This window comes from Pantoea sp. B566, assembly GCF_024793925.1.
GTDB classification, from domain to species: domain Bacteria; phylum Pseudomonadota; class Gammaproteobacteria; order Enterobacterales; family Enterobacteriaceae; genus Pantoea; species Pantoea ananatis.
Genome location: NZ_JANUQL010000003.1, coordinates 3,821,131 through 3,842,962, shown reverse-complemented (window position 1 = coordinate 3,842,962; position 21,832 = coordinate 3,821,131). Strand labels below are relative to the sequence as shown.

The window sequence follows — 21,832 nt, the reverse complement described above, 5'->3', positions numbered from 1 at the left end:
TTTCACTGGAACTTCGCAATGTCCGGCCTGGCCGGCGCACTGACACAGGAGACTTGTCGTGTCTGAATTGTCTCAACTCTCTCCACAGCCACTGTGGGATTTTTTCGCTAAGATCTGCTCTATTCCGCATCCTTCTTTTCATGAAGAAGCACTGGCAAGCTATATCGTTGGCTGGGCTAAAGAACAAGGTTTCTGGTGTGAGCGCGATCAGGTAGGCAATATTCTGATCCGTAAACCAGCCACCCCGGGGATGGAAAAGCGCACCCCGGTGGTGCTGCAGGCTCACCTTGATATGGTGCCGCAGAAAAACAACGATACCGTTCACGACTTCACCAAAGATCCTATCCAGCCTTATGTTGATGGCGAATGGGTGAAAGCGCGCGGCACGACGCTGGGTGCCGATAACGGCATTGGCATGGCGTCTGCGCTGGCCGTCCTGGCGGACAGCAGCCTGACTCACGGCCCGCTGGAAGTCTTGTTGACCATGACCGAAGAAACCGGCATGGATGGCGCGTTTGGCTTACAGCCTGGCTGGTTGCAGGCCGATATTCTGATCAACACCGATTCGGAAGAAGAAGGTGAGATCTACATGGGTTGCGCGGGCGGTATCGACTTTATCACTACGCTCCCCCTGACTCGTGAAGCCGTTCCGGCTGGTAGCGAAACCCTGAAGCTTACGCTGAAAGGTTTGCGTGGCGGCCACTCCGGCGCAGATATTCATATGGGCCTGGGGAATGCCAACAAGTTACTGGCTCGTTTCCTTGCCGCCCATGCCGCAGAGCTGGATTTACGTCTGGTGACGTTCACCGGGGGAACACTGCGTAACGCGATTCCACGTGAAGCCTTTGCGACCGTGTCTGTTGACAGCAGCAAAGTGGACAACCTGAAATCGGCAGCCGCCAGCTTCCTGGCCGCGTTGCAAAATGAACACGGCGTGAAAGAGAAAAACATCGCCTTTGTCACCGAGCCGGTTGCCCATCAGGGTGATGCGCTGACGACAGAGAGCCGCGATCGCTTCCTGAATTTGCTGAACAGCACGCCAAACGGCGTGATCCGTAACTCTGACGTTGCCAAAGGCGTGGTTGAAACCTCACTGAACGTCGGCGTGGTCACGATGGAGGCCGATAAAGCAGAAATTAACTGCCTGATTCGTTCGCTGATCGATACCGGCCGCGATTACGTTGTGCAGATGTTAACCTCACTGGGCCAGCTGGCAGGCGCGCAAACGAAGCCGAAAGGCGGCTACCCTGGCTGGCAGCCAGATGCAGATTCGCCCATTATGGCACTGACCCGTGAAACCTACATGGCACTGTTCAACAAGACGCCTAACATTCAGGTTATTCACGCAGGCCTGGAATGTGGTCTGTTCAAAAAGCCTTATCCAGATATGGATATGGTTTCAATTGGCCCAACGATCACCGGTCCCCACTCACCCGATGAGCAGGTGCACATCGAGAGCGTCGGTCTTTACTGGAAACTGCTGACGACGCTGCTGAACGTGGTGCCCGAAAAGTAATTCCAGCGCGATAACGTCTCTGAGGGTTTATGTTCATCATAAACCCTTTTTTATTGCCCCTTTTGGCCCCCTCCCTCGCTACCCGGCACTGACTTAGCATGCGCTTTCGCTATTGCTCGCTAAAACAGCTAAATGCGTTTATTCCACCCGCAAATTGACATTTTCTGTTGCACCGCCGATGCAATAATGCGCATTAGCCAAACTGCCTCCGGCCACTGCATCATGCCTTTTGTGTGACGGAGAGGCCTTCTTCACTGCGCAATGAGAGGGTGCATGAATACGTTATTGCTTACCAAACAGGAAGTCCGTCAGCTCATCAGCACCGACGACGTCATTGAGGCCGTAGAAGAAGCCTACAAAGCGTTCAACAGCAACCTGGTGGAACAGCCGGATTATATTGGCCTGCATCTCCCCGAAGCGGGAGGGGAAATCGACTTCAAAACCAGTTATTACAAAACCAGTGAACTGATTTCGATGAAGGCTTCCTCCGGTCCTTTTCCCCAGAATCCGGTGGAATATGGCCTGCCGGGCGGCATGGGAACGGTAATTTTATTTGATGCCCGTAGCTGTGCGCTGTGCTGCGTCATGGACGGCAGCCTGATTACCGGCCTGCGAACCGGCGCCTCGGGTGCCGTTTCTGTGAAGGCGCTGGCGCGCGCCGGGGCAAAAAAAATTGCGATGATAGGCACCGGCAATCAGGCCAGGATGCAGATCAGCGCCATTGTCAGGGTAATGCAAATTGAGGAGATTCATGCGTGGAGCCGAACGCCAGCAACCCGTATTGCCTTTAAAAAGGATATTGAAAGCACGTTTGGCATTCCGGTGATTGTGGCTGAGAGCTGTCAGGCCGCGGTGGAGCAAGCCGATATTGTCATTACCACCACCCGAGGCAAAGGGCCGCTGGTTGAAGCCAGCTGGATCAAGCCCGGCACCCATATCATCGCCATCGGCACCGACCAGCGCGGCAAGCAGGAGTTCGATCCGCAGATTTTCAGCCGGGCAAAAATCGTTGTCGATTCCCTGACCCAGTGCACGCAGAAAGGGGAAACCTGGCACGCGCTGGACAGAAACATCATCAGTGAAAACGCGATTCATGCTGAGATAGGTGAAATCTTGCTGGGCAATAAACCGGGCAGAGAGAACGAGGCGGAAATTACCTTTTTTGACTCCACCGGACTGTCCATCCAGGACAACACGACCGCCGGTAAAATTTACCGCAAAGCGATTGAAAAAGGCGTCGGAACCCGTTTTGCTTTTTTTGAATAATTTTTCGTCCAGACGAAGGTAACCGCTATGACGCGTCAGTATCCTACCCTGCAAGATATTCACGAAGCGCAACAGCGCATTGCCGCCCATATTCGTCACACACCCTTGCTGCGCGCTGAGAAAATTGAAAAACAGGTGGGCTGCCAGCTCTATCTCAAACCGGAAACGCTGCAAATTACCGGCGCGTTTAAAATTCGCGGTGCGTTAAATAAAGTGCTTTCCCTGCCCGTTGAAGCCTTTGCTCACGGCATTATTTCAAGTTCATCAGGCAATCATGCGCAGGGCCTGTCGTATGCGGCCAGCATGCTGGGCGTGAAAGTGGTTCTGGTGTTGCCGGTAACGACGCCGAAAATCAAAATCGAGAACACCCGGGCCCTGGGTGCGGAGATTATTCTCTTCGATGGCGACAACGCCTCGCGCTGGAAAAAAGTCTATGAGATTGCCGAGCTAAACAACTATGCGGTGGTGCATGGCTTTGAAGATCCAATGGTTATGGCCGGTCAGGGCACGATCGGCTGCGAAATACTGAATGATTTACCGGATGTGGATACCGTGATCGTGCCGCTGGGCGGTGGCGGGCTTCTTTCCGGTGTCGCCACGGCCATCAAAGAATCTCGCCCCGCTGTCAGGGTCATTGGGGCTGAGCCAGCCCTGACGCCGAAATATTATCAAAGCCGGATCAACCAGCAGCCCACCTCCCTTCCGCTGCTCAACACCATCGCTGACGGCTTAAGAATTAGCGTACCGGGACGTAATCCCTACCCCATTATCGAGAGGTACGTCGACGAGATTATTGTGGTAGATGAAGAACATATTATTCAGGGCATGCGCGTGCTTGCGAGGGATGCAAAATTGATTGCGGAACCGGCCGCCGCAATCGGTCTCGGTGCGCTACTGGCGGGATCGGTTAGCCTGCAACCCGACGAGAAAGTGTGTGTGCTGCTCACTGGGGGAAACTGGGATCTGGCCGACTTAGCCGAGGTTTACGCATTCAAATAACCTGCCCTGCCCCCGTTTTAAAGATTAACCGGGTCACGTTGGCCTTCAGCATCCCAGCGCGCGCGCATTCTTTCCTGATGAGTGAAAGCGCGTCACAGCGTTCCTGGTGCCTGCGCAGCATAATCCGCTGGAGTAAGCCCACTTCCTGCCGCTAAATCACCAACTTACTGCGCTTCACCAGCTTTAGCCGCCATTATGTCCAGATGTCTGGATGGCTAATAAGTTTCTGTGCTAACTTATGCGCTTTCGGCTGTTGCCGTGCCTGATGCTTCAGGAAAAAATGTGGTCAGTGACTTTAATGGAGATCCCTGCAATGCGTGCTTTAAATCGCCTTGAGATGCGTAACATCTCCATCGATTTTGGCGGATTTGCCGCGTTAACGTCGGTGGATTTTCAGAGTGAAGGCCACTCGGTTCATGCTCTGACCGGGGCCAATGGTGCCGGTAAGTCTACGCTGATGGCGGTGCTCTCGGGCGCCCATAGTCACTACAGCGGCGAGATTCTGCTGGACGGTAAACCTGTGTCGATTCGCAGCCCGCGAGACGCGAAGCAGTTGGGCATTCACCTTGTACAGCAGGAGGTGGATGTGGCGCTGGTGCCGCAATTAAGCGTCGCTGAAAATATTCTGCTGGATCAGCTGGCCGAGCCCGGCCACGGCTTTCGCTGGGGCGATATTCGTCGCCAGGCGCGCCAACTGCTGGCCCAACTGGATGCCAGCATAGATGTTAAACGCCCGGTAGAGCGCTGCTCGCTGGCGGAGAAGCAGCAAATTCTGCTGGCGAGAGCCCTGTCGCATCACTGCCGCTTTCTGATCCTCGATGAACCTACTGCGCCGCTAGACCAGCACGAGAGCGAACGCCTGTTCGCCGTGGTCCGTCGCCTGCAGACCAGCGGCATTGGCGTGGTGTTTATTTCTCACCGCATCCACGAGCTGAAAGCCATTTGCGATCGCCTGACGGTGCTGCGCGATGGACGGCTGATCGAAAGCGCCCCGATGGCTTCGCTGAGCGGTGAGCAGATTGTTGAAAAAATGCTGGGGCATCCGTTAACCGATATTTATCCCCCGCGTCGCCCCTTTCAGCCGCAGTCAGTGCTCATGGCGGTGGAGGGTTTGCATGATGAACACCTGCTACAGGATATCTCGCTGCGCCTGCACAAAGGCGAGATTCTGGGCATTGCCGGTCTGGCCGGTGCAGGGAAAACCGAACTCTGCAAGGCGCTGTTCGGTGCCAGTAAGAGCCGTGTTTCAGGCGGTGAACTGCACGGTAAACGCTGGAAACCGCGATCGCCACACGACTCGGTGCAACAGCGCATGGCCCTCGTGCCAGAAGAGCGTCGCAAAGAAGGCATTTTCATTGATGAATCGGTGGCGATGAACCTGAGTATCAGCGCAGACGACAGTTTTTCCCGCTGGAGCCTGTTTGGTCATCGTCAGGCCTGGCGCTGGGCAGAGGAGGTTATCCGTCGTCTCAGCGTACGTACGACAGGCCCGGCGCAGCAGTTGCGTCGTCTCTCAGGCGGTAATCAGCAAAAAGTGGCGATAGGCAAGTGGTTACGCAACAACGCCGACGTACTGATTTTTGATGAACCCACGAAAGGCGTGGACGTTAAAGCCAAAACGGAGCTGTTCACGCTGATCAGCAACCTTGCCCAAGAAGGCAAAGGGATAATTTACGCCTCTGGCGAATTTTCTGAACTGGTCGGCTTATGCGACCGTATTTGTGTGCTCTGGGATGGACGTATTGTGGCGGAGTTAGAGGGACGGCAAGCCACAGAAGAGACACTTTTGCTCTATTCCACCGGAGGAACCCCTGCGTGAGCAGTAAAGACTTATCCCTGAATGCAGCGTCTTCCTCGCTGCGCCATCAACTGTTCGATTTCCTGTACAAGTGGGGCATGCTGCTGACGGTAGTGATATTGATCGCAGCCTTTGGTCTGGCATCCGACAGTTTTCTGGAGCCGAACAATATCATTAATATCCTGCGATCTATCGCCATCGTGACCGTTATCGCCGTGGGCGTTTCCGTGTCGCTGACCGTGGGCGGCTTCGATCTTTCCGTTGGTTCGACCGCCTCACTGGCAAACGCCCTGGTGATTTCGTTATTCGTCTGGTACGGCTTTGATACGACGGCGGCTATCGCGATTACGCTGGCCCTTTGTACGCTGGTCGGCCTGTTCAACGCCTTCCTGATCGTGGTGCTGCGTATTCCCGACATGCTGGCAACACTCGCCACCCTGTTTGTGATTCAGGGCGTGGCAATGACATACAGCTTTGGTGGATCGATTACGGAAAATATGGTGTTGCCCAGCGGCGACATGGCTGAGGGCACAATTCCGGCAACCTTTAACCTGCTTGGCCAGGTGCCCACCATCGTCATTATCATGTTGGTTGTCACGGTCGTTGCACAGCTGGCGCTATCCCTGACAAAGCACGGTCGCCGCATGTACGCGTTGGGCGGTAATCCCGAAGCCGCCAGACTTTCGGGTATTCGTACCACGCGTTATCGCGTACTGGCCTATGTTATCGCCTCATTGTTAGCGGGGCTGGGCGGTATTCTGCTGGCCTCACGCATTGGATCGTCGCAGGTGAATGCGGGCGGCGGTTATCTGATGGATGCCGTCGCTGCGGCCTGGATCGGCTTATCCCTTGCCGGTTCAGGTAAACCGAATGCGCTGGGTACGCTACTTGGTGCCGTTATTCTTGGCGTGCTGCAAAACGGTCTGGTGATGTTATCCGTGCCCTATTACGCCATGGACATTATTAAAGGGCTGGTGCTGGCTTTAGCACTGGCTATCACGTACGTTCAGCGCCGCTGAGGCGCATTCCCCTTACTGGAGTTAAGAATAATGAAAAAGATAACACTCTCGCTGCTGGCATTAAGCCTGCTAAACGCCAGCGCAGCGTTTGCCGACACCGTTACGCCCGTTCCTGCCGCTATCGCTAACCATGAAGGGCCGATCCGTATTGCGGTTATCCGTAACCTTGGCTCAGACGACAACACCACACAGTTTGTTGCGGGGGCGATTCAACAAGGCCGCCAGTTGGGCTTTAAAGTCAGTACGTTTCTCAGCAACGGCGACGATGCGCGCTTTCAGGATTTCGTGAATCAGGCCATCAGCCAGAAATACGACGGTATTGTTCTGTCACATGGCAAAGCGCCATACGCTAGCGCGCTGGTAAAACGCATTGCGGACGCTGGTATTAAAGTCTCGGTATTTGATACACCGGTGGATACCCCGATTCCGGGCGTTACGGTGACAGCTCAGGACGATGCTTCTCTGGCTCAACTGTCTCTGGGACAGTTAATCAAAGATTTCAACGGTAAAGCCAACATCGTTAAATTATGGGTAGCGGGTTTCCCACCGATGGAACGTCGTCAGGTGGTTTATGAAAAACTGCTGAAAGAGAACCCGGGCATTCATCAACTTGAGTCGATTGGCGCGGTATCAACGGATGTTCAGGGCGACACCGCCAATAAAGTGGGCGCTATTCTGGCGAAATACCCCAAAGGCAAGATCGATGCCATCTGGGGCGCGTGGGATGCGTTCAGCCAGGGCGCTTATAAAGCGCTGCAGGAGAATGGCCGTACAGAGATCAAACTGTACAGCATTGATGTCTCCAATCAGGATTTGCAGCTGATGCGTCAGAAAGGCAGCCCGTGGGTACAGACCGTCGCCGTCGACCCTAAAACCATCGGGGCCGTAAATATGCGCCTGGTAGCGAACAAGATTGCCGGTGAAACCACCCCAGCGACGTATGAATTCAAAGCCGCATCGATTTCTCAGCAGGCGCTCAACAGCCATCCTGGTGCGGTGAACGTAGCATCGCTGAACAAGATTATTCCAGGCTGGGGCAGTAATGAGGATTTCGTCCAGCCGTGGTTTGCGACGCTGGAAGCGAAATATAAGAAGTAGGTGTTCGTCGCCGAACAGGGGTGGTTAAGGGGGGCTGCCTGAGCGGGGATGTTCATTGCATGAACGTGGCTTTGGTTTTGTTGGCGACCTTAGCAACGGCTTGTCATGAAACTCTGAGAAGGTTTCGCTCGCCAGGCGGCAGGCAGTTTCAGTACGCCCCGGGCTCCCGGCTTTCCAGCCTGAGCGGCGTCCAGTCACAAAGCTCCGGGAAGGTTTCGCTCGCCAGGCGGCAGGCAGTTTCAGCTCGCCCCGTGCGGGCGACCGACAAGGGGCCGCCAGTCGCCGCGGCCCCTTGACCCCGGGCTCCCGTCCTGCCCACCCGCCGCTGCGCGGTCCCTTCACTGCTTCAGGATTTCTGCCGGACCGCCAGGACGCGCCGTCCCTGGCGCGGCCTGACTTTCGCCGACGTCCTGTCGGCTCATCCGGAAATCCTGCATCCGCTCAGCGAGTGGGATGGCCGGCCCAAAACCCCCCGCTTCAGTCACTGGGTTAAAACCAACTTCCGTATCGCTTCAGGTGCCATAAAAGCATCCGCCCCATTAGTGTTCATTTTTTGTTTCATCAGAATTCTATTGCATGCTGTTAATAACAGACAAAACCAGTCTTTTAGAAAAACAGAAAATCTTACAGGCGAGGGGTTTCCTGAGGCATCCGCCGCGCTGAGGAGAGAGCGAAGGCCAGGACGGCGCGGCAGGGAAGCCGCGACGAGGACGGCTGCGCCAGGGACGGCGCATCCGGACGGTCCGTCAGGCCGCAGCAAACGACGAAGGAACAGCGGCGGCTGCCGGACGCCGGGATTGTTAAGGGGCTGGCGCAAGCCCCTTAACCCGACCGCCTGCACGGACAGGCTGAAACTCCCCGGCGACTGGCGGGCGGAATATTCTCGGAGCAAAACCGTGGATTTACCACCTGGCAGGCCCCAGGCAAAACCACACCAAACAAAGAACAAGATCCCACAGGCGGGGGTTTTCCGGAGGCATCCGCCGCGCTGAGGAGAGAGCGAAGGCCAGGACGGCGCGGCAGGGACGCCGCGACGAGGACGGCTGCGCCAGGGACGGCGCATCCGGACGGTCCGTCAGGCCGCAGTGAATGACGAAGGTACAGCGGCGGCTGCCGGACGCCGGGATTGTTAAGGGGCTGGCGCAAGCCCCTTAACCCGACCGCCTGCATGGACAGGCTGAAACTCCCCACCGCCTGGCGGGCGGAATCTGCACGGAGCAAAACCGTAAATACCCGCAGGCAGGCAAAGTATGCGCCAGCCTTGAGGGCAAACTCATTAAAGAAAAACCCTCCAGGCAAAACCACACCAAACAAAGAACAAAATCCCACAGGCGGGGGTTTTCCTGAGGCATCCGCCGCGCTGAGGAGAGAGCGAAGGCCAGGACGGCGCGGCAGGGAAGCCGCGACGAGGACGGCTGCGCCAGGGATGGCGCATCCGGACGGTCCGTCAGGCCGCAGCTAACGACGAAGGAACAGCGGCGGCTGCCGGACGCCGGGATTGTTAAGGGGCTGGCGCGAGCCCCTTAACCCGACCGCCTGCACGGGCAGGCTGAAACTCCCTGCCGCCTGGCGGGCGGAACATGCTCAGAACAAAACCATAACGCCCAGCCGGGCGGAACATACTCAGTGCAAAACCGTAGCGCCCAGCCGGGCAGAACCAGAGCAAAACCCATCCCCGCCAACGGCGGAACTCCCTCTATATGCCCAGCAACAGCTGCCGCTCCAGCTGCGGATCCACCAGCGTCACATGCAATCCCACCAGCCGCACACCGCGACCCGCCCGGCGCTCATCCCAGGTTTTACGCGCCACGGCAATCATGTCTTCTTTATTTAGCACCGGCCAGACATGCTCCTGAGTCGTCTGCTGGAAATCACTGAACTTCAGCTTCACGCCCTGGCGCGCAATATGCTTATCGGGGCGAATCTGCGTCAGGCGCCGATCAAGCTCGGCATAGAGGTAATCAATGATTTCCAGGCAGCGCTCCCAGCTGTCGATATCGTCAGCCAGCGTACGCTCAACGCCTAATGATTTCCGTTCGCGTTCCACCACCACACCGCGTTCATCAATACCGTGGCTGCGCTCCCATAATATCCGGCCAAACTTACCAAACCGTTTTAGCAGCAGCGCCAAATCGGCATTTTGCACGTCGGCGCAGGTGTGCAGGCCCATCTCTTCCAACTTTTTTGCCGAGACTTTCCCCACGCCGGGGATTTTTGCCAAGGGTAATGCCAGCAAAAAGTCAGACATCTGCGCAGGCGTGATGACGTACTGACCATCCGGCTTATTTAAATCGGAGGCGATCTTGGCAAGGAACTTGATCGGTGCGATGCCCGCCGAGGCGGTAAGCTGCGTTTCGCGAAAAATAGTGGCGCGGATCTCCTGGGCGATCAACGTGGCAGAGCCCTGGCAGTGCGTGCTGTCGGTAACGTCCAGATAGGCTTCATCCAGCGACAGCGGCTCAATAAGGGAGGTAAAACGGGAAAAGATGGCGCGAATCTGGCTGGAGGCTTCTTTATAGACTTCATAGCGCCCGGGCAATAAACGCAGATGGGGGCAAAGCTTTAATGCCATACCGGTCGGCATCGCACTGCGCACGCCATATTTACGTGCCGGATAGTTAGCGGTACTGATCACGCCGCGGCGATCGCGGCTGCCGCCAATGGCCATGGGAATATCACGTAATGAAGGGTCATCACGCATTTCCACTGCAGCAAAAAAGCAGTCCATATCGACATGAATGATCTTACGCATCGCCCCTCCAGTACTGGATAAGTATACAGTCAGAAGAGACTTGTGCAATATTTCTTGCAGTTGCTAACAAACTTTACAAATTTTCAGCGCTATTCCATCAAAGAAATGGACATTTTGCTCTGCGCTGTATTGCTAAAAAAACACACAATGTTTAATGTTGCGCTGCGGTAGCGGAAAGTTCCGATAATGCAAACAGAGGCGCACTTACCGCGCCATTGTTCTTCTTCACTTCAAGGTATACACAGCATGGGCAAAATCGCACTTCTGTTTGCGATGATTTTACTGCCAGCCCTCAGCATGGCAATGACTCCTGAGCCGGTTCAGCAACTGGCCCCGGTCAGTAAAGAATTAAAGAAACAGCTAATCGGTACACCGGTTTATATTCAGATCTTTAAGGAAGAGCGTACGCTTGAGCTATACGGCAAAATCGGTAATGAGTACCGTTTGCTGGATACCTACCGCATCTGCAACTTTTCTGGCGGCCTTGGCCCTAAACGTCGTGAAGGCGATTTTAAAAGCCCGGAAGGTTTTTACAGCGTAAAAATGAATCAACTGAAGCCAGACAGCCGTTTTTACCGCGCGATTAATATTGGCTTTCCCAACCAATATGACCGCGATCAGGGCTACAGCGGTAACTACCTGATGATTCATGGCGACTGCAAGTCTATCGGCTGCTATGCCATGACCAATGCTTACATGGATCAGATTTTCACTTATGTGAACGCCGCATTACGCAATGGCCAGCAGGAAGTGAATATTGCCATTTATCCGTTTCGCATGACGGAGAGCAATATGCAGCGTCATCGCTATTCCACCTATGCGGATTTCTGGAAGCAGCTTCAGCCCGGCTATGCCTACTTTGCGCAATATCATCAGCCGCCAACGGTGAATGTTGCCAGCGGCAGATATGTGATGAACAGCAGCCCGGTCATCACACAACCCGAAGCGGCCTCACAGTCGTTCCTGGCGCTCTCCAAGGTAAAATAAAGCCCATTCGCCTGGCACTATCCGGTGCCAGGTTTCATTCCCCGTTAACGGCTGTGTCGCAATGACAGTGACCACATCGTTCGCGCCGGTATGTTTCTGGAAATCAATTTCCACATCCTGATCAAGTAGCTGCGCCCGGCCAAAAGGGGCTCGGCGGGTAATCCAGAACAGATTGGTGGAGCAGAACGCCATTAAGTAGCGACCATCCGACAGCAGCATGTTAAACACGCCCTTCTGCCGCAGTTCACCCGCCAGTTCGCCGATATAGCGAAAGACCGCAGGCCAGTTACCTGGCGTACGCGGATAGCGCGTGGCCAGCTTGTGCAGGATCCAGCAGAATGCCTTTTCACTGTCGGTTTCACCAACCGGACGAAAGGTTCCGGTCTCCAGTTGCCTGTAGCCTTTAAGCTGCCCGTTGTGCGCATAGGTCCAGTTTCGCCCCCACAGTTCCCGCGTAAACGGATGGGTGTTTTCCAGAGAGACCGGCCCACGGTTCGCCTGGCGAATATGCGCCACGACGGAATGGGACTTGATCGGGTATTCCTGCACCAGACGCGCAATGGGGGAATTAAAACTCGGCAAGGGATCTTTAAAGGTGCGGCAACCTTTATCTTCGTAAAACGTAATACCCCAGCCGTCTTTATGCGGCCCTGTTCCGCCGCCGCGCTGCACTAATCCGGTAAAACTGAAACAAATGTCGGTGGGAACATTGGCGCTCATCCCGAGCAATTCGCACATAGCAACCGCCTTATGTCAAAACGCCTCCTGCCGCTCAGGAGGCCAGTCGTGCTGTTACCTGACCATCTCTTTTTCAATCAGCAGCATCAGGATATGAATCACTTTAATATGGATCTCCTGAATGCGATCGGCATAGCCAAAATGCGGCACACGGATTTCAATGTCCGCGCTGCCAGCCATCTTGCCACCATCTTTACCCGTCAGAGTGATCACTTTCATCCCCTGCGCACGCGCAGCCTCAACGGCCTTGATGATGTTGGCCGAGTTTCCTGACGTCGAGATCCCGAGCAGCACGTCGCCTGAACGCCCTACCGCTTCAACGTAACGGGAAAAGACGTGGTCATAGCCGAAGTCATTGCTCACGCAGGAAAGGTGGCTGACGTCTGAAATGGCAATAGCCGGATATCCAGGACGATTTTCACGGTAGCGGCCCGTGAGTTCTTCAGCAAAGTGCATCGCATCACAGTGAGAACCACCGTTGCCGCAGGAAAGCACTTTGCCGCCCGCTTTGAAGCTGTCAGCCAACATCACCGCCGCCCGTTGGATGGTGTGAATGTTCGCGTCGTCACTCAGAAAGTGATTCAACGTCTCTGCCGCTTCATTGAGCTCTGAACGAATAATGTCCTGATACATAGACTTGTCCTTTGTAGGGGAGGTTAATCGCAGCAAGTTTAACGGAATGGTTGACCTGCGCAAAGCACCACAGGGTCAGATAGCCGTGTGCCCGCCGTTTTTTTCACGTTCGTTATTTTCATTACGGGCGCTGTTTCGCTGATTTTGTGAGTCAGGTTGTAATTGCGATGTAAACAAATTGATAAATGCCAGCAGGTGATTTAAACCTCTCCTTATAACAGGTCAGACCTCTTACTACTTAACGGAGCACTTCATTATGATGGTTGTCTCGATTCTTGCGACAGTGGTGCTAATTGGCGCCCTGTTTTATCACCGCATCTCTCTGTCACTCAGTAGCGCAATCCTGCTGCTGTGGACCGCTGCGATGGCGGTGGCCCACCTGTGGACGCCGTGGCTGCTGTTGCCGCTGGCGATCATCCTGGTGCCGCTGAACCTGACCAGCCTGCGCCGCAAACTGTTTTCCAAACCGGTGCTGCAGCGCTTTCAGCAGGTCATGCCGCCGATGTCTCGTACGGAAAAAGAGGCGATTGACGCGGGCACAACCTGGTGGGAAGGCGATCTTTTTCAGGGCAAACCTGACTGGCAGAAACTGCACAACTACCCGCAACCGCGCCTGACGCCGGAAGAACAGGCCTTTATTGATGGCCCGGTGGAAGAAGCCTGCCGCATGGCGAATGATTTCCAGATCACCCATGAACTGGCGGATATGCCGCCAGAGTTGTGGGCCTATCTGAAAGAGCACCGCTTCTTCGCCATGATCATTAAAAAAGAGTACGGCGGACTGGCATTCTCCGCCTATGCCCAGGCACGCGTGTTGCAAAAACTGTCGGGCGTATCGGGTATTCTGGCGATTACCGTGGGGGTGCCTAACTCACTGGGTCCGGGCGAACTGCTGCAACATTACGGAACGGAAAAACAGAAAGATCACTATTTACCGCGTCTGGCGCGGGGCGACGAGATTCCCTGTTTCGCCCTTACCAGCCCGGAAGCCGGTTCCGATGCCGGGGCAATCCCCGATACCGGCGTCGTTTGCATGGGCGAATGGCAGGGCCAGCAGGTGCTGGGCATGCGACTGACCTGGAACAAGCGCTATATCACGTTAGCCCCAATCGCCACCGTACTGGGTCTGGCCTTTAAGCTTTCCGACCCCGAGCATCTGCTGGGCGAGAAAGAGGAACTGGGCATTACCTGTGCCCTGATCCCAACCAGCACGCCGGGCGTGGAAATCGGTCATCGCCACTTCCCGCTCAACGTACCGTTCCAGAATGGTCCAACCCGTGGGAAAGACATTTTTGTCCCCATTGATTTCATCATTGGCGGCCCGGAAATGGCCGGTCAGGGCTGGCGGATGCTGGTGGAATGTCTGTCCGTCGGACGTGGCATCACGCTGCCGTCAAACTCAACCGGTAGCCTGAAAACGGTGGCACTGGCGACCGGCGCCTATGCGCACATCCGTCGTCAGTTCAAGCTGTCTATCGGTAAAATGGAAGGTATTGAAGAGCCGCTGGCGCGCATCGCAGGTAATGCCTATGTAATGGACGCGGCCGCTACGCTAATCACCACCGGGATTATGCAGGGTGAAAAACCCGCGGTTCTGTCAGCCATCGTCAAATATCACTGTACCCATCGCGCTCAACAGTCAATCATCGATGCGATGGATATCGCGGGTGGTAAGGGCATCATGCTGGGTGACAGCAACTTCCTGGCGCGTGCCTATCAGGGTGCGCCCATCGCTATCACCGTGGAAGGCGCGAACATTCTGACCCGCAGCATGATTATCTTTGGTCAGGGGGCAATTCGTTGCCATCCTTATGTCCTGCAGGAAATGGCCGCCGCCGCCAGCAACGATGTTGCCGCCTTCGATAAGGCGCTGTTTAGCCATATTGGTCACGTTGGCAGCAACGCGATGCGCAGCCTGTGGCTAGGCCTGCTGGGCGGTCGCACCAGCGCCGCGCCAACCCGCGATGTAACGCGTCGATATTATCAGCACATGAACCGCATTAGTGCCAACCTGGCCTTGCTGTCAGATGTCTCTATGGCGGTCTTAGGCGGCAGCCTGAAACGTCGCGAACGGATGTCTGCTCGCCTGGGTGATGTGCTGAGTCAGCTCTACCTGGCGTCTGCCACTCTGAAACGCTATGACGATGAAGGACGCCACGAAGCCGATTTACCGCTGGTGCACTGGGGCGTGCAGGATGCACTGAATAAAGCAGAGAAAGCCATGGACGATCTGCTGAGTAACTTCCCGAACCGCCTGGTGGCTGGCGTTATTCGACTGATGGTGTTTGCCGGTGGTCAGCACTGCCCTGCACCGTCCGATCGTCTTGATCACAAACTGGCAAAAATGCTGCAGGTGCCTTCGGCGACGCGTACGCGTTTAGGTCGTGGTCAGTATCTTGCGCCGAGCCAGCATAATCCTGCAGGTCAGTTAGAGCAGGCATTGCAGGACGTGATGGCGGCGGAAGTGATTCACGACCGCCTGTGCAAGCAGCATAAAAAACACTTCTCATTCACCCGACTGGATGCGCTGGCTAGACAGGCGTTGGAACAGGGCTGGATTGACGACAAAGAAGCTGAAGTGCTGAAACGCGCCGAGCAGAGCCGTCTGCGTTCCATTAACGTGGATGAGTTTGAGGCTGATGCGCTGGCCGTGCCGGCAAAGCAGGATGTCTCAAAACCCGCCCGCCCCAGTGAGGCGGCATAAACAATCAGGCCGACATCATGTCGGCCTTTTTTTATCCTGCCTGACGAATGCGGGCAATCAATGCCTCGACATCGTCCACGTGCCCGGCGGCCAGAATCAGGGTGCGGCCTAAGGTAATCGCATTGCGAATACAATCGGTGCGCATTTCATCATCCCGAATCAGCTTCATGTCCGCCACGTGCGACATGCCCACCGTTCGACGGATCAACTCTGTTCCACAAAAGCCAATTGTATCCGCCCAGACTTTGCGCAGAAACGCCTGTGCATAACCCGGATACGCCATGGCCACATCCTGGGTGTGACTTTCTGCCAGCGCCAGGAAGCGCGTCGCAAAGGTATTCCAGACATCACGCACGTCGCTAAGGCGCTGCTCACGGGCATCAACGGCTTCGCGGGGAGGCAACAGGCCCGGTAAACCACAGTAGTTGATCAGCAGGTTACCTAGCGCGGTGCCCACGTCAAAGCCGATGGGTCCAAAATAACCAAACTCGGCATCAATCGCTTTCAAGCTGCCGTCAGCCACAAAAATCGAGCCGCTGTGGATATCCCCATGCAGTAACGCCTCGGCATGGCTGAAGAAAACGTGCTTGAGCCCGGCCACAGCAATACGCAACGCGTCGTCAGTGCGGAGGGATGCGACCAGCGGCTCCAGCGCGTCAGGATAGCTGTTGCGCTCGTGGTCAGTGTAGGGATCGTTAAAGAACAGATCTTCGGTGATCTCGCACAGCTCAGGGTTGATAAAGCGCGCCACCTCGGCTTTCTTGTGATGCGGGTGCAGAATAAAGTCTGAGGTGTGAAACAGCGTTTGCGCCAGATATTCGCCGAGCTGACGCGGCGCTTCAGGGTAGTAGGCACCTTTCACCAGCTCACTGCGCCAGATGCGGTGGCTGGAAAGATCTTCCATCACCATCACCGCCAGATCAGCATCGTAATGCGTAACCTTAACCGTGTGCTGGGGGCAATATTTGTAGTGCTCAACCAGCGTTTGCGCTTCGATACGCGCACGATCCAGGGTTAACGGCCACGATTCGCCGACGCAGCGAACATAGGGCAGCGCCTGTTTGACTACCACGCGGCTTTTACCCTGGTTGTCGTAAATTTTAAAGACCAGATTGAGGTTACCATCGCCAATCTCTTCCGCGCTGCTTAGAACAGAAGGATCATCCATGCCGCCAAACGTTTTGGCATATTCCACAGCATCGGCTGCAGTGAACGTACGGTATTGCGACATTGACCTTTCCTCATCAACAAACGCCGGTGCAAGCCGGACCTGATTAATCTTTCGTAATAAGCCGTTCAGACGTCTATACATCCGTTAAGCATGTTGGCACAATATCCGCTATTAACGCAACATGGATTTCACCAACAATGCAGACATTCCAAACTACCAGCTTACAGGTTCGTAACAACCAGCTCTGGATACTGGATCAGCAGGCCCTGCCCCAGCAAAAGAACTGGCTGCCTGCCCATTCGGTCGCGCAGTTGGTTGAACATATTCATGCGCTGCGGGTGCGCGGTGCGCCGTTAATTGGCCTGTCTGCATCCCTGCTGCTGGCACTGCTAGCGGAACAGGGTGAAACGCGCGAGCAGCTGGCACAGTCGCTGGAAATATTGCGGGCCGCCCGCCCGACCGCGGTCAACCTGATGAATAACCTCGATCGTATGAAACAGGCGCTGGAGCAGCCAGACAGGGTGACGAGCCTGGCAGAAGAAGCCTTGCGGCTGGTACAGGAGGATAAACAGCTCTGCGATCGCATCGCCGAAGCCGGAAGCTCGCTGGTCAAACCCGGCAGCCAGCTGTTAACCCACTGCAATACAGGCGGCCTGGCGACCGCAGGCGTCGGCACAGCCTTGGGCGTTATCGCGCGCGCGCATCAAGAGGGCAAGGTCCGAAATGTTTGGGTCGATGAAACGCGTCCCCTGTTGCAGGGCGGGCGCTTAACCGCCTGGGAACTCGGCGAACTCGGCGTGCCTTACCAGTTGATCACCGATTCGATGGCCGCCAGCCTGATGGCTGCGGGCAACGTGGACGCTATCTGGGTGGGCGCGGACCGTATCGCCGCCAATGGTGACGTAGCGAACAAAATCGGCACCTACAGCCTGGCGGTGTTAGCGCACTATCACGGTATTCCGTTCTACGTTGCGGCCCCGCATACCACGCTGGATCGGCTCTGCCCGACGGGCGCGGCCATTCCTATTGAACAGCGTGCCGCCAGTGAAGTCACCGGTGTGTCCGGAAGCTTCGGCAGCGTGCAGTGGGCTCCTGAAGAAGCGCAGGTCTACAATCCCGCCTTTGATGTTACGCCTGCCGCGCTGATCAGCGGTTGGGTGCTGGATACCGGCGTGATCGCACCGGCTCAGGTTGCCGCTGGCATCTTCCAGCCACAGTAAGCGGACGGGCGGCTTACGGAATCAGCCGCCCGCAGAATGCGCCGTGATTACGCAAGGCGCGGATAGGCATCGGCAATCTTGTCGCCGGTGAAATTGGCGATCCAGCCTTCCTGATTATCAAAAATGCGAATCGCGGTGAAGTGCGGGGACGATCCCATATCAAACCAGTGCGGCGTGCCGGCGGGCACCGAAATCAGATCGTTCTTTTCGCACAGGATCTGCAAAATTTCACCGTCCAGATGCAGACAAAACAGCCCCGCACCCTCGACAAAGAAGCGCACTTCATCTTCGCCGTGCGTGTGTTCCGACAGAAACTTCTGGCGCAGAACGTCCTTCTGCGGGTTATCGGCACGCATGCTAATCACGTCCCAGCTCTGATAGCCTTTTTCGGCCACCAGCCGGTCGATGGCATGCTGATAGGCGTTGATGACCGTTTCCGCATCCGGGTTTTCGCCCAGATCGCGGTCGGCCTGCCAGCGTTCAAAACGGACGTCTTTGGCATTCAGCCGCGCGCGAATCGCCTCAGCATCGGTGCTGTGCCATATCGGCTGGCTGGGATCGCTATCGCTAAAAATGGTCAGTGCACTCATCTCAAATCGACTCCGGGTTAATCTGGGAAAAATCGGCGACCTGACGATGATGGCTGTCATCATCTGCCGCGTCACGAATCAGCTGCAGCGTGTGCCAGCCGGCCTGCTCTGCTGCGTCCAGCTCCTGATGAATATCAGAAAGAAACAGCAGTTGTTCGGCGGGCAAGCCCGTTTGCGCAGCGATGTTCTGATACGACGTCTTCTCACGCTTGGCGCCCACGTGGGTATCAAAATAGCCGCTGAACAAACCAGTAATATCACCTTCGTCGCTGTAGCCAAATAACAATTTCTGCGCGGCAACCGAGCCAGAGGAATATATATATAATTTAATGCCTTGCACGTGCCAGGCCTTAAGCGCGGGCAGCACATCAGGATAAAGGTGCCCGGTAAAGCGACCGCTCAGGTAGCCCTCGCGCCAAATCATTCCCTGCAGCGCCTTCAGGCCGGTCGATTTGCGATCCGCATCCATGTAAGAAAACAGAATAGCGATGACCTCGTCTGTATCGGCATCGGGTTGCCCCGCTTCGGTACGCACGGCGTTTAGCGCCTGTTGCACCTCAGTCTGCGTCTGATTCTTGCGAACATAATCAGCCAGATGCGCTCGGGCATAGGGAAACAGAACGTTATGTACAAAGCGGATATCGCTGGTGGTCCCTTCAATATCGGTAACAATGGCCTTTATCATGCTTTCTCCAGCAGGCGACGTTGGCGCTCGCATTCAAATAAAAATTCCAGACCTTCAAGATGACGACGGGCTTCAGCGACATCTTTGCCCCAGCAGGTCAGGCCGTGTCCGCGCAGCAGAAAGCCATAGCGCAGGGGAAAACGGGCGGCATAATCCTCGATCTCTGACGCCAGCGCCGCCACATCCTGACTGTTGTCGAACAGGGGAATCGCCACGGTAGCATCGTGGGTCGTTTGCCCGCTCAGCGACTTTTGCATCTCATAGCCGTAGAGCAGCACGGCGGCACCCTGCTCAACCCGCGACAGCACCGTGGAATTGACCGTGTGCGTGTGCAGTACCGCGCCCGCCTCCGGGAACAGACGGTAAATCAGCGTGTGCAGCGCGGTTTCTGCCGAAGGCTTGCGGCCCGAGGGGGCCAGATTAGTGGCAATGTGGACCTGAATAAAATCATCCCGCGTCAGGCTGCCTTTGTCTTTGCCCGACTCACTCAGCAGGCAAACATGTGCATCCTGGCGCACCGACATATTGCCACCGGTGGCCGGTGCCCAGCCCTTCGCGCCTATCCAGTGACAGGCTTGCACCAGCTGATCTACTGCAGAAGAATCGGACATCATCGTTCCTTTTAGCCGTCTAAGCGTCTTGATTGCCAAATACTAGCATCCTGTTTATAGTGGCATCAACTAAGGGTTTTTCCGCTACCGTTTTTGCGCGTAAGGCTACCTAATCATGACGCAGTCCAACCTGACGCCCGAGAGCAAGCTGCCTGCACTCGGCACCACCATATTCACGCAAATGAGCACGCTGGCACAGCAGCATAATGCGATTAATCTTTCTCAGGGATTTCCGGATTTTGATGGTCCGTCTTACCTGCAGGAAAGGCTGGCTTACCACGTCAGTCAGGGCGCGAATCAGTACGCACCCATGACCGGCGCACAACCGCTTCGCGAAGCCATTGCGGATAAAACCGCCGCGATCTATGGCTATCGGCCCGATGTGAACAGCGATATCACCGTGACGGCAGGGGCTACTGAAGCCCTGTATGCCGCCATCACCGCCCTGGTGCGGCCCGGTGACGAGGTCATCTGTTTCGATCCCAGTTACGACAGCTATGCGCCTGCGGTACAGCTGGCGGGCGGTACACTGAAACGCCTCACCTTGCAGCCACCGTTGTTCACGGTTGACTGGCCTGCGTTCTCCGCGCTGCTAAGCGACAAAACCCGCCTGGTCATCTTAAACACGCCGCATAATCCCTCGGCCAGCATCTGGCATCACGCGGACTATGCCGCGTTATGGCAGGCTGTCGCCGACCGGGAAATCTACGTACTGAGCGATGAAGTCTATGAGCACATCTGCTTTGCACAGGAGGGTCATGCCAGCGTGCTGGCGCATCCTGAGCTGCGTCAACGTGCGGTGGCGGTGTCATCCTTTGGCAAAACCTTTCATATGACGGGCTGGAAAGTCGGTTACTGCGTGGCACCGGCGGCCATTAGCGCCGAGATCCGTAAGATCCATCAGTACCTGACGTTTTCAGTCAACACGCCTGCGCAACTGGCGATTGCCGATATGCTGCGCCAGCATCCCGAACACTATCGTGAACTGCCCGAGTTTTATCGCGCGCGCCGTGACCGACTGATACAGGCCTTGCGCAGCAGTCGTTTTCACCTGTTGCCCTGTGAAGGCACCTACTTCCTGCTGGCGGACTACAGTGCCATTTCGGACCTGGACGATGTCAGTTTTTGCCAGTGGCTGACGCGTGAAGTGGGCGTAGCCGCCATTCCGCTGTCGGTATTCTGCGAGGCGCCTTTCCCGCACAAACTGATTCGGCTGTGCTTTGCAAAACAGGAAGCCACACTTGATGCGGCAGCGGAGCGGTTATGTCGACTTTAGCGATAACGCTGCTACAGGAGCCACTGACGTGGATGGATGGCGAGGCCAACCTGCGCCATTTCGATCGGATCTTAGCCGACCTCACGCAACGGGATGTCATTATTCTGCCCGAAATGTTCACCACCGGTTTTGCCATGGAGGCCGCCCAGTCGGCGCTACCGCAGGCGCAGGTCGTGGAATGGTTACAGCACCATGCTAAGCGCACCAATGCGCTGGTGGGCGGCAGCGCCGCCGTTCATACCGCTGAGGGCGCCGTAAACCGTTTTCTGCTGGTTGAGCCGGACGGCACGCTGCACCATTATGACAAACGTCATCTGTTTCGCATGGCCGATGAACAGCAGCATTATATTGCGGGCAAGGCGCGTACGGTGATTCCGTGGCGCGGCTGGCGTATTCTGCCGCAAATCTGTTACGACCTGCGCTTTCCGGTGTTCTCACGCAATCAAAATGACTACGATCTGGCGCTGTATGTCGCCAACTGGCCTGCAGCGCGCGCCCTTCACTGGCAGGCCCTGCTGCTGGCTCGCGCTATCGAAAATCAGGCATATGTAGCAGGCTGCAACCGTGTGGGCAGCGATGGTAATCAGCATCAGTACAGTGGGGACAGTCGAATTATTTCTCCGCAGGGGGAGATTCTGGCGGCGGGCGAGCCGTTCAAAGCCGGTCAGGTTGAGGCGTCGCTGTCGCTAGCCGAGTTGCAGGCTTATCGCGAGCGGTTTCCGGCATGGCGCGATGCGGATGGCTTTACGTTGGCAGAATAAAATCGCCC

At 56.0% G+C, this 21,832-nt stretch carries 18 protein-coding genes; 11 read left to right on the top strand and 7 right to left on the bottom strand.

The window, feature by feature from the left end:
* Positions 1-58: 58 nt before the first annotated feature.
* From pepD to NYE92_RS19440, 6 genes are all read left to right on the top strand, one after another.
* Positions 59-1,516: a beta-Ala-His dipeptidase gene (gene pepD, locus NYE92_RS19465; protein ID WP_029569686.1), complete on the top strand. Its 1,458-nt coding sequence runs from the start codon at positions 59-61 to the stop codon at positions 1,514-1,516.
* Between the two features lie 273 nt (positions 1,517-1,789).
* Positions 1,790-2,782, top strand: coding sequence for an ornithine cyclodeaminase family protein (locus NYE92_RS19460; protein WP_019106682.1), 993 nt, complete (start codon positions 1,790-1,792; stop codon positions 2,780-2,782).
* 27 nt (positions 2,783-2,809) lie between these two features.
* Positions 2,810-3,781 carry a threonine/serine dehydratase gene (locus NYE92_RS19455; protein ID WP_013024776.1) on the top strand — a complete coding sequence of 324 codons (972 nt, stop codon included), beginning with the start codon at positions 2,810-2,812 and terminating at the stop codon, positions 3,779-3,781.
* A gap of 313 nt (positions 3,782-4,094) precedes the next feature.
* The gene (locus tag NYE92_RS19450; RefSeq protein WP_015700891.1) at positions 4,095-5,600 is read left to right on the top strand and encodes a sugar ABC transporter ATP-binding protein; all 1,506 of its coding nucleotides are present in this window, start codon (positions 4,095-4,097) and stop codon (positions 5,598-5,600) included.
* Positions 5,597-6,598, top strand: a complete 1,002-nt coding sequence (locus NYE92_RS19445; RefSeq protein ID WP_013024774.1) for an ABC transporter permease — start codon at positions 5,597-5,599, stop codon at positions 6,596-6,598. The genes NYE92_RS19450 and NYE92_RS19445 overlap by 4 nt, the downstream gene beginning before the upstream one ends.
* A 30-nt stretch (positions 6,599-6,628) precedes the next feature.
* Positions 6,629-7,696, top strand: coding sequence for a sugar ABC transporter substrate-binding protein (locus NYE92_RS19440; protein ID WP_014593006.1), 1,068 nt, complete (start codon positions 6,629-6,631; stop codon positions 7,694-7,696).
* A gap of 1,696 nt (positions 7,697-9,392) precedes the next feature.
* On the opposite strand, the gene dinB is transcribed toward NYE92_RS19440, so the two are convergent.
* Entirely contained in the window at positions 9,393-10,448 is a 1,056-nt protein-coding gene (gene dinB / locus NYE92_RS19435) for a DNA polymerase IV (RefSeq protein WP_014593005.1), read from the bottom strand.
* A gap of 246 nt (positions 10,449-10,694) precedes the next feature.
* On the opposite strand from dinB, the gene dpaA reads away from it, so the two are divergent.
* Positions 10,695-11,435, top strand: a complete 741-nt coding sequence (dpaA, locus tag NYE92_RS19430; RefSeq protein WP_014606503.1) for a peptidoglycan meso-diaminopimelic acid protein amidase — start codon at positions 10,695-10,697, stop codon at positions 11,433-11,435.
* Here the strand turns inward: dpaA and NYE92_RS19425 are convergent.
* The gene (locus NYE92_RS19425) at positions 11,400-12,173 is read right to left on the bottom strand and encodes a class II glutamine amidotransferase (RefSeq protein WP_013024770.1); all 774 of its coding nucleotides are present in this window, start codon (positions 12,171-12,173) and stop codon (positions 11,400-11,402) included. The genes dpaA and NYE92_RS19425 overlap by 36 nt on opposite strands.
* A 54-nt stretch (positions 12,174-12,227) precedes the next feature.
* A complete protein-coding gene (gene lpcA / locus NYE92_RS19420; protein WP_014593004.1) occupies positions 12,228-12,806 on the bottom strand; it encodes a D-sedoheptulose 7-phosphate isomerase in 579 nt (192 codons plus the stop codon).
* Positions 12,807-13,062: 256 nt separating this feature from the next.
* Here lpcA and fadE point away from each other — a divergent pair, with 256 nt between their 5' ends.
* A complete protein-coding gene (gene fadE / locus NYE92_RS19415; protein WP_014606505.1) occupies positions 13,063-15,510 on the top strand; it encodes an acyl-CoA dehydrogenase FadE in 2,448 nt (815 codons plus the stop codon).
* A 31-nt stretch (positions 15,511-15,541) separates the two neighbouring features.
* Here the strand turns inward: fadE and mtnK are convergent, their stop codons facing one another.
* Positions 15,542-16,741 (bottom strand): S-methyl-5-thioribose kinase, encoded by a 1,200-nt coding sequence (gene mtnK / locus NYE92_RS19410; RefSeq protein WP_014606506.1) that lies wholly within the window; start codon positions 16,739-16,741, stop codon positions 15,542-15,544.
* A gap of 137 nt (positions 16,742-16,878) precedes the next feature.
* Between mtnK and mtnA the strand changes: the two genes are divergently transcribed.
* The gene (gene mtnA / locus NYE92_RS19405; protein ID WP_014593003.1) at positions 16,879-17,901 is read left to right on the top strand and encodes an S-methyl-5-thioribose-1-phosphate isomerase; all 1,023 of its coding nucleotides are present in this window, start codon (positions 16,879-16,881) and stop codon (positions 17,899-17,901) included.
* 47 nt (positions 17,902-17,948) lie between these two features.
* Here mtnA and NYE92_RS19400 read toward each other — a convergent pair whose 3' ends face one another.
* Genes NYE92_RS19400 through NYE92_RS19390 form a run of 3 tightly spaced genes read right to left on the bottom strand, consistent with a single transcriptional unit; the run spans position 17,949 to position 19,787 of the window.
* A complete protein-coding gene (locus tag NYE92_RS19400) occupies positions 17,949-18,491 on the bottom strand; it encodes an acireductone dioxygenase (protein ID WP_014606507.1) in 543 nt (180 codons plus the stop codon).
* A 1-nt stretch (position 18,492) separates the two neighbouring features.
* Positions 18,493-19,176 carry an acireductone synthase gene (mtnC, locus tag NYE92_RS19395; RefSeq protein ID WP_088900368.1) on the bottom strand — a complete coding sequence of 228 codons (684 nt, stop codon included), beginning with the start codon at positions 19,174-19,176 and terminating at the stop codon, positions 18,493-18,495.
* Complete coding sequence (locus NYE92_RS19390) at positions 19,173-19,787, bottom strand: methylthioribulose 1-phosphate dehydratase (RefSeq protein ID WP_014606509.1); 615 nt, start codon at positions 19,785-19,787, stop codon at positions 19,173-19,175. The genes mtnC and NYE92_RS19390 overlap by 4 nt, the downstream gene beginning before the upstream one ends.
* A gap of 115 nt (positions 19,788-19,902) precedes the next feature.
* Between NYE92_RS19390 and NYE92_RS19385 the strand changes: the two genes are divergently transcribed.
* Both NYE92_RS19385 and NYE92_RS19380 read left to right on the top strand, forming a co-directional pair.
* Positions 19,903-21,063, top strand: coding sequence for a pyridoxal phosphate-dependent aminotransferase (locus NYE92_RS19385; protein WP_088900367.1), 1,161 nt, complete (start codon positions 19,903-19,905; stop codon positions 21,061-21,063).
* The gene (locus tag NYE92_RS19380) at positions 21,051-21,824 is read left to right on the top strand and encodes an amidohydrolase (RefSeq protein WP_014606511.1); all 774 of its coding nucleotides are present in this window, start codon (positions 21,051-21,053) and stop codon (positions 21,822-21,824) included. Before NYE92_RS19385 ends, NYE92_RS19380 begins: the two co-directional genes overlap by 13 nt.
* Positions 21,825-21,832 lie beyond the last annotated feature (8 nt).

Excerpts from the sequence above, each read along its gene's own strand:
- NYE92_RS19460 (WP_019106682.1), top strand. The coding sequence starts at position 1,790 with ATGAATACGTTATTGCTTACCAAACAGGAAGTCCGTCAGCTCATCAGC.
- NYE92_RS19455 (WP_013024776.1), top strand. The coding sequence starts at position 2,810 with ATGACGCGTCAGTATCCTACCCTGCAAGATATTCACGAAGCGCAACAG.
- NYE92_RS19450 (WP_015700891.1), top strand. The coding sequence starts at position 4,095 with ATGCGTGCTTTAAATCGCCTTGAGATGCGTAACATCTCCATCGATTTT.
- NYE92_RS19440 (WP_014593006.1), top strand. The coding sequence starts at position 6,629 with ATGAAAAAGATAACACTCTCGCTGCTGGCATTAAGCCTGCTAAACGCC.
- dinB (WP_014593005.1), bottom strand. The coding sequence starts at position 10,448 with ATGCGTAAGATCATTCATGTCGATATGGACTGCTTTTTTGCTGCAGTG.
- dpaA (WP_014606503.1), top strand. The coding sequence starts at position 10,695 with ATGGGCAAAATCGCACTTCTGTTTGCGATGATTTTACTGCCAGCCCTC.
- NYE92_RS19425 (WP_013024770.1), bottom strand. The coding sequence starts at position 12,173 with ATGTGCGAATTGCTCGGGATGAGCGCCAATGTTCCCACCGACATTTGT.
- lpcA (WP_014593004.1), bottom strand. The coding sequence starts at position 12,806 with ATGTATCAGGACATTATTCGTTCAGAGCTCAATGAAGCGGCAGAGACG.
- fadE (WP_014606505.1), top strand. The coding sequence starts at position 13,063 with ATGATGGTTGTCTCGATTCTTGCGACAGTGGTGCTAATTGGCGCCCTG.
- mtnK (WP_014606506.1), bottom strand. The coding sequence starts at position 16,741 with ATGTCGCAATACCGTACGTTCACTGCAGCCGATGCTGTGGAATATGCC.
- mtnA (WP_014593003.1), top strand. The coding sequence starts at position 16,879 with ATGCAGACATTCCAAACTACCAGCTTACAGGTTCGTAACAACCAGCTC.
- NYE92_RS19400 (WP_014606507.1), bottom strand. The coding sequence starts at position 18,491 with ATGAGTGCACTGACCATTTTTAGCGATAGCGATCCCAGCCAGCCGATA.
- mtnC (WP_088900368.1), bottom strand. The coding sequence starts at position 19,176 with ATGATAAAGGCCATTGTTACCGATATTGAAGGGACCACCAGCGATATC.
- NYE92_RS19390 (WP_014606509.1), bottom strand. The coding sequence starts at position 19,787 with ATGTCCGATTCTTCTGCAGTAGATCAGCTGGTGCAAGCCTGTCACTGG.
- NYE92_RS19385 (WP_088900367.1), top strand. The coding sequence starts at position 19,903 with ATGACGCAGTCCAACCTGACGCCCGAGAGCAAGCTGCCTGCACTCGGC.
- NYE92_RS19380 (WP_014606511.1), top strand. The coding sequence starts at position 21,051 with ATGTCGACTTTAGCGATAACGCTGCTACAGGAGCCACTGACGTGGATG.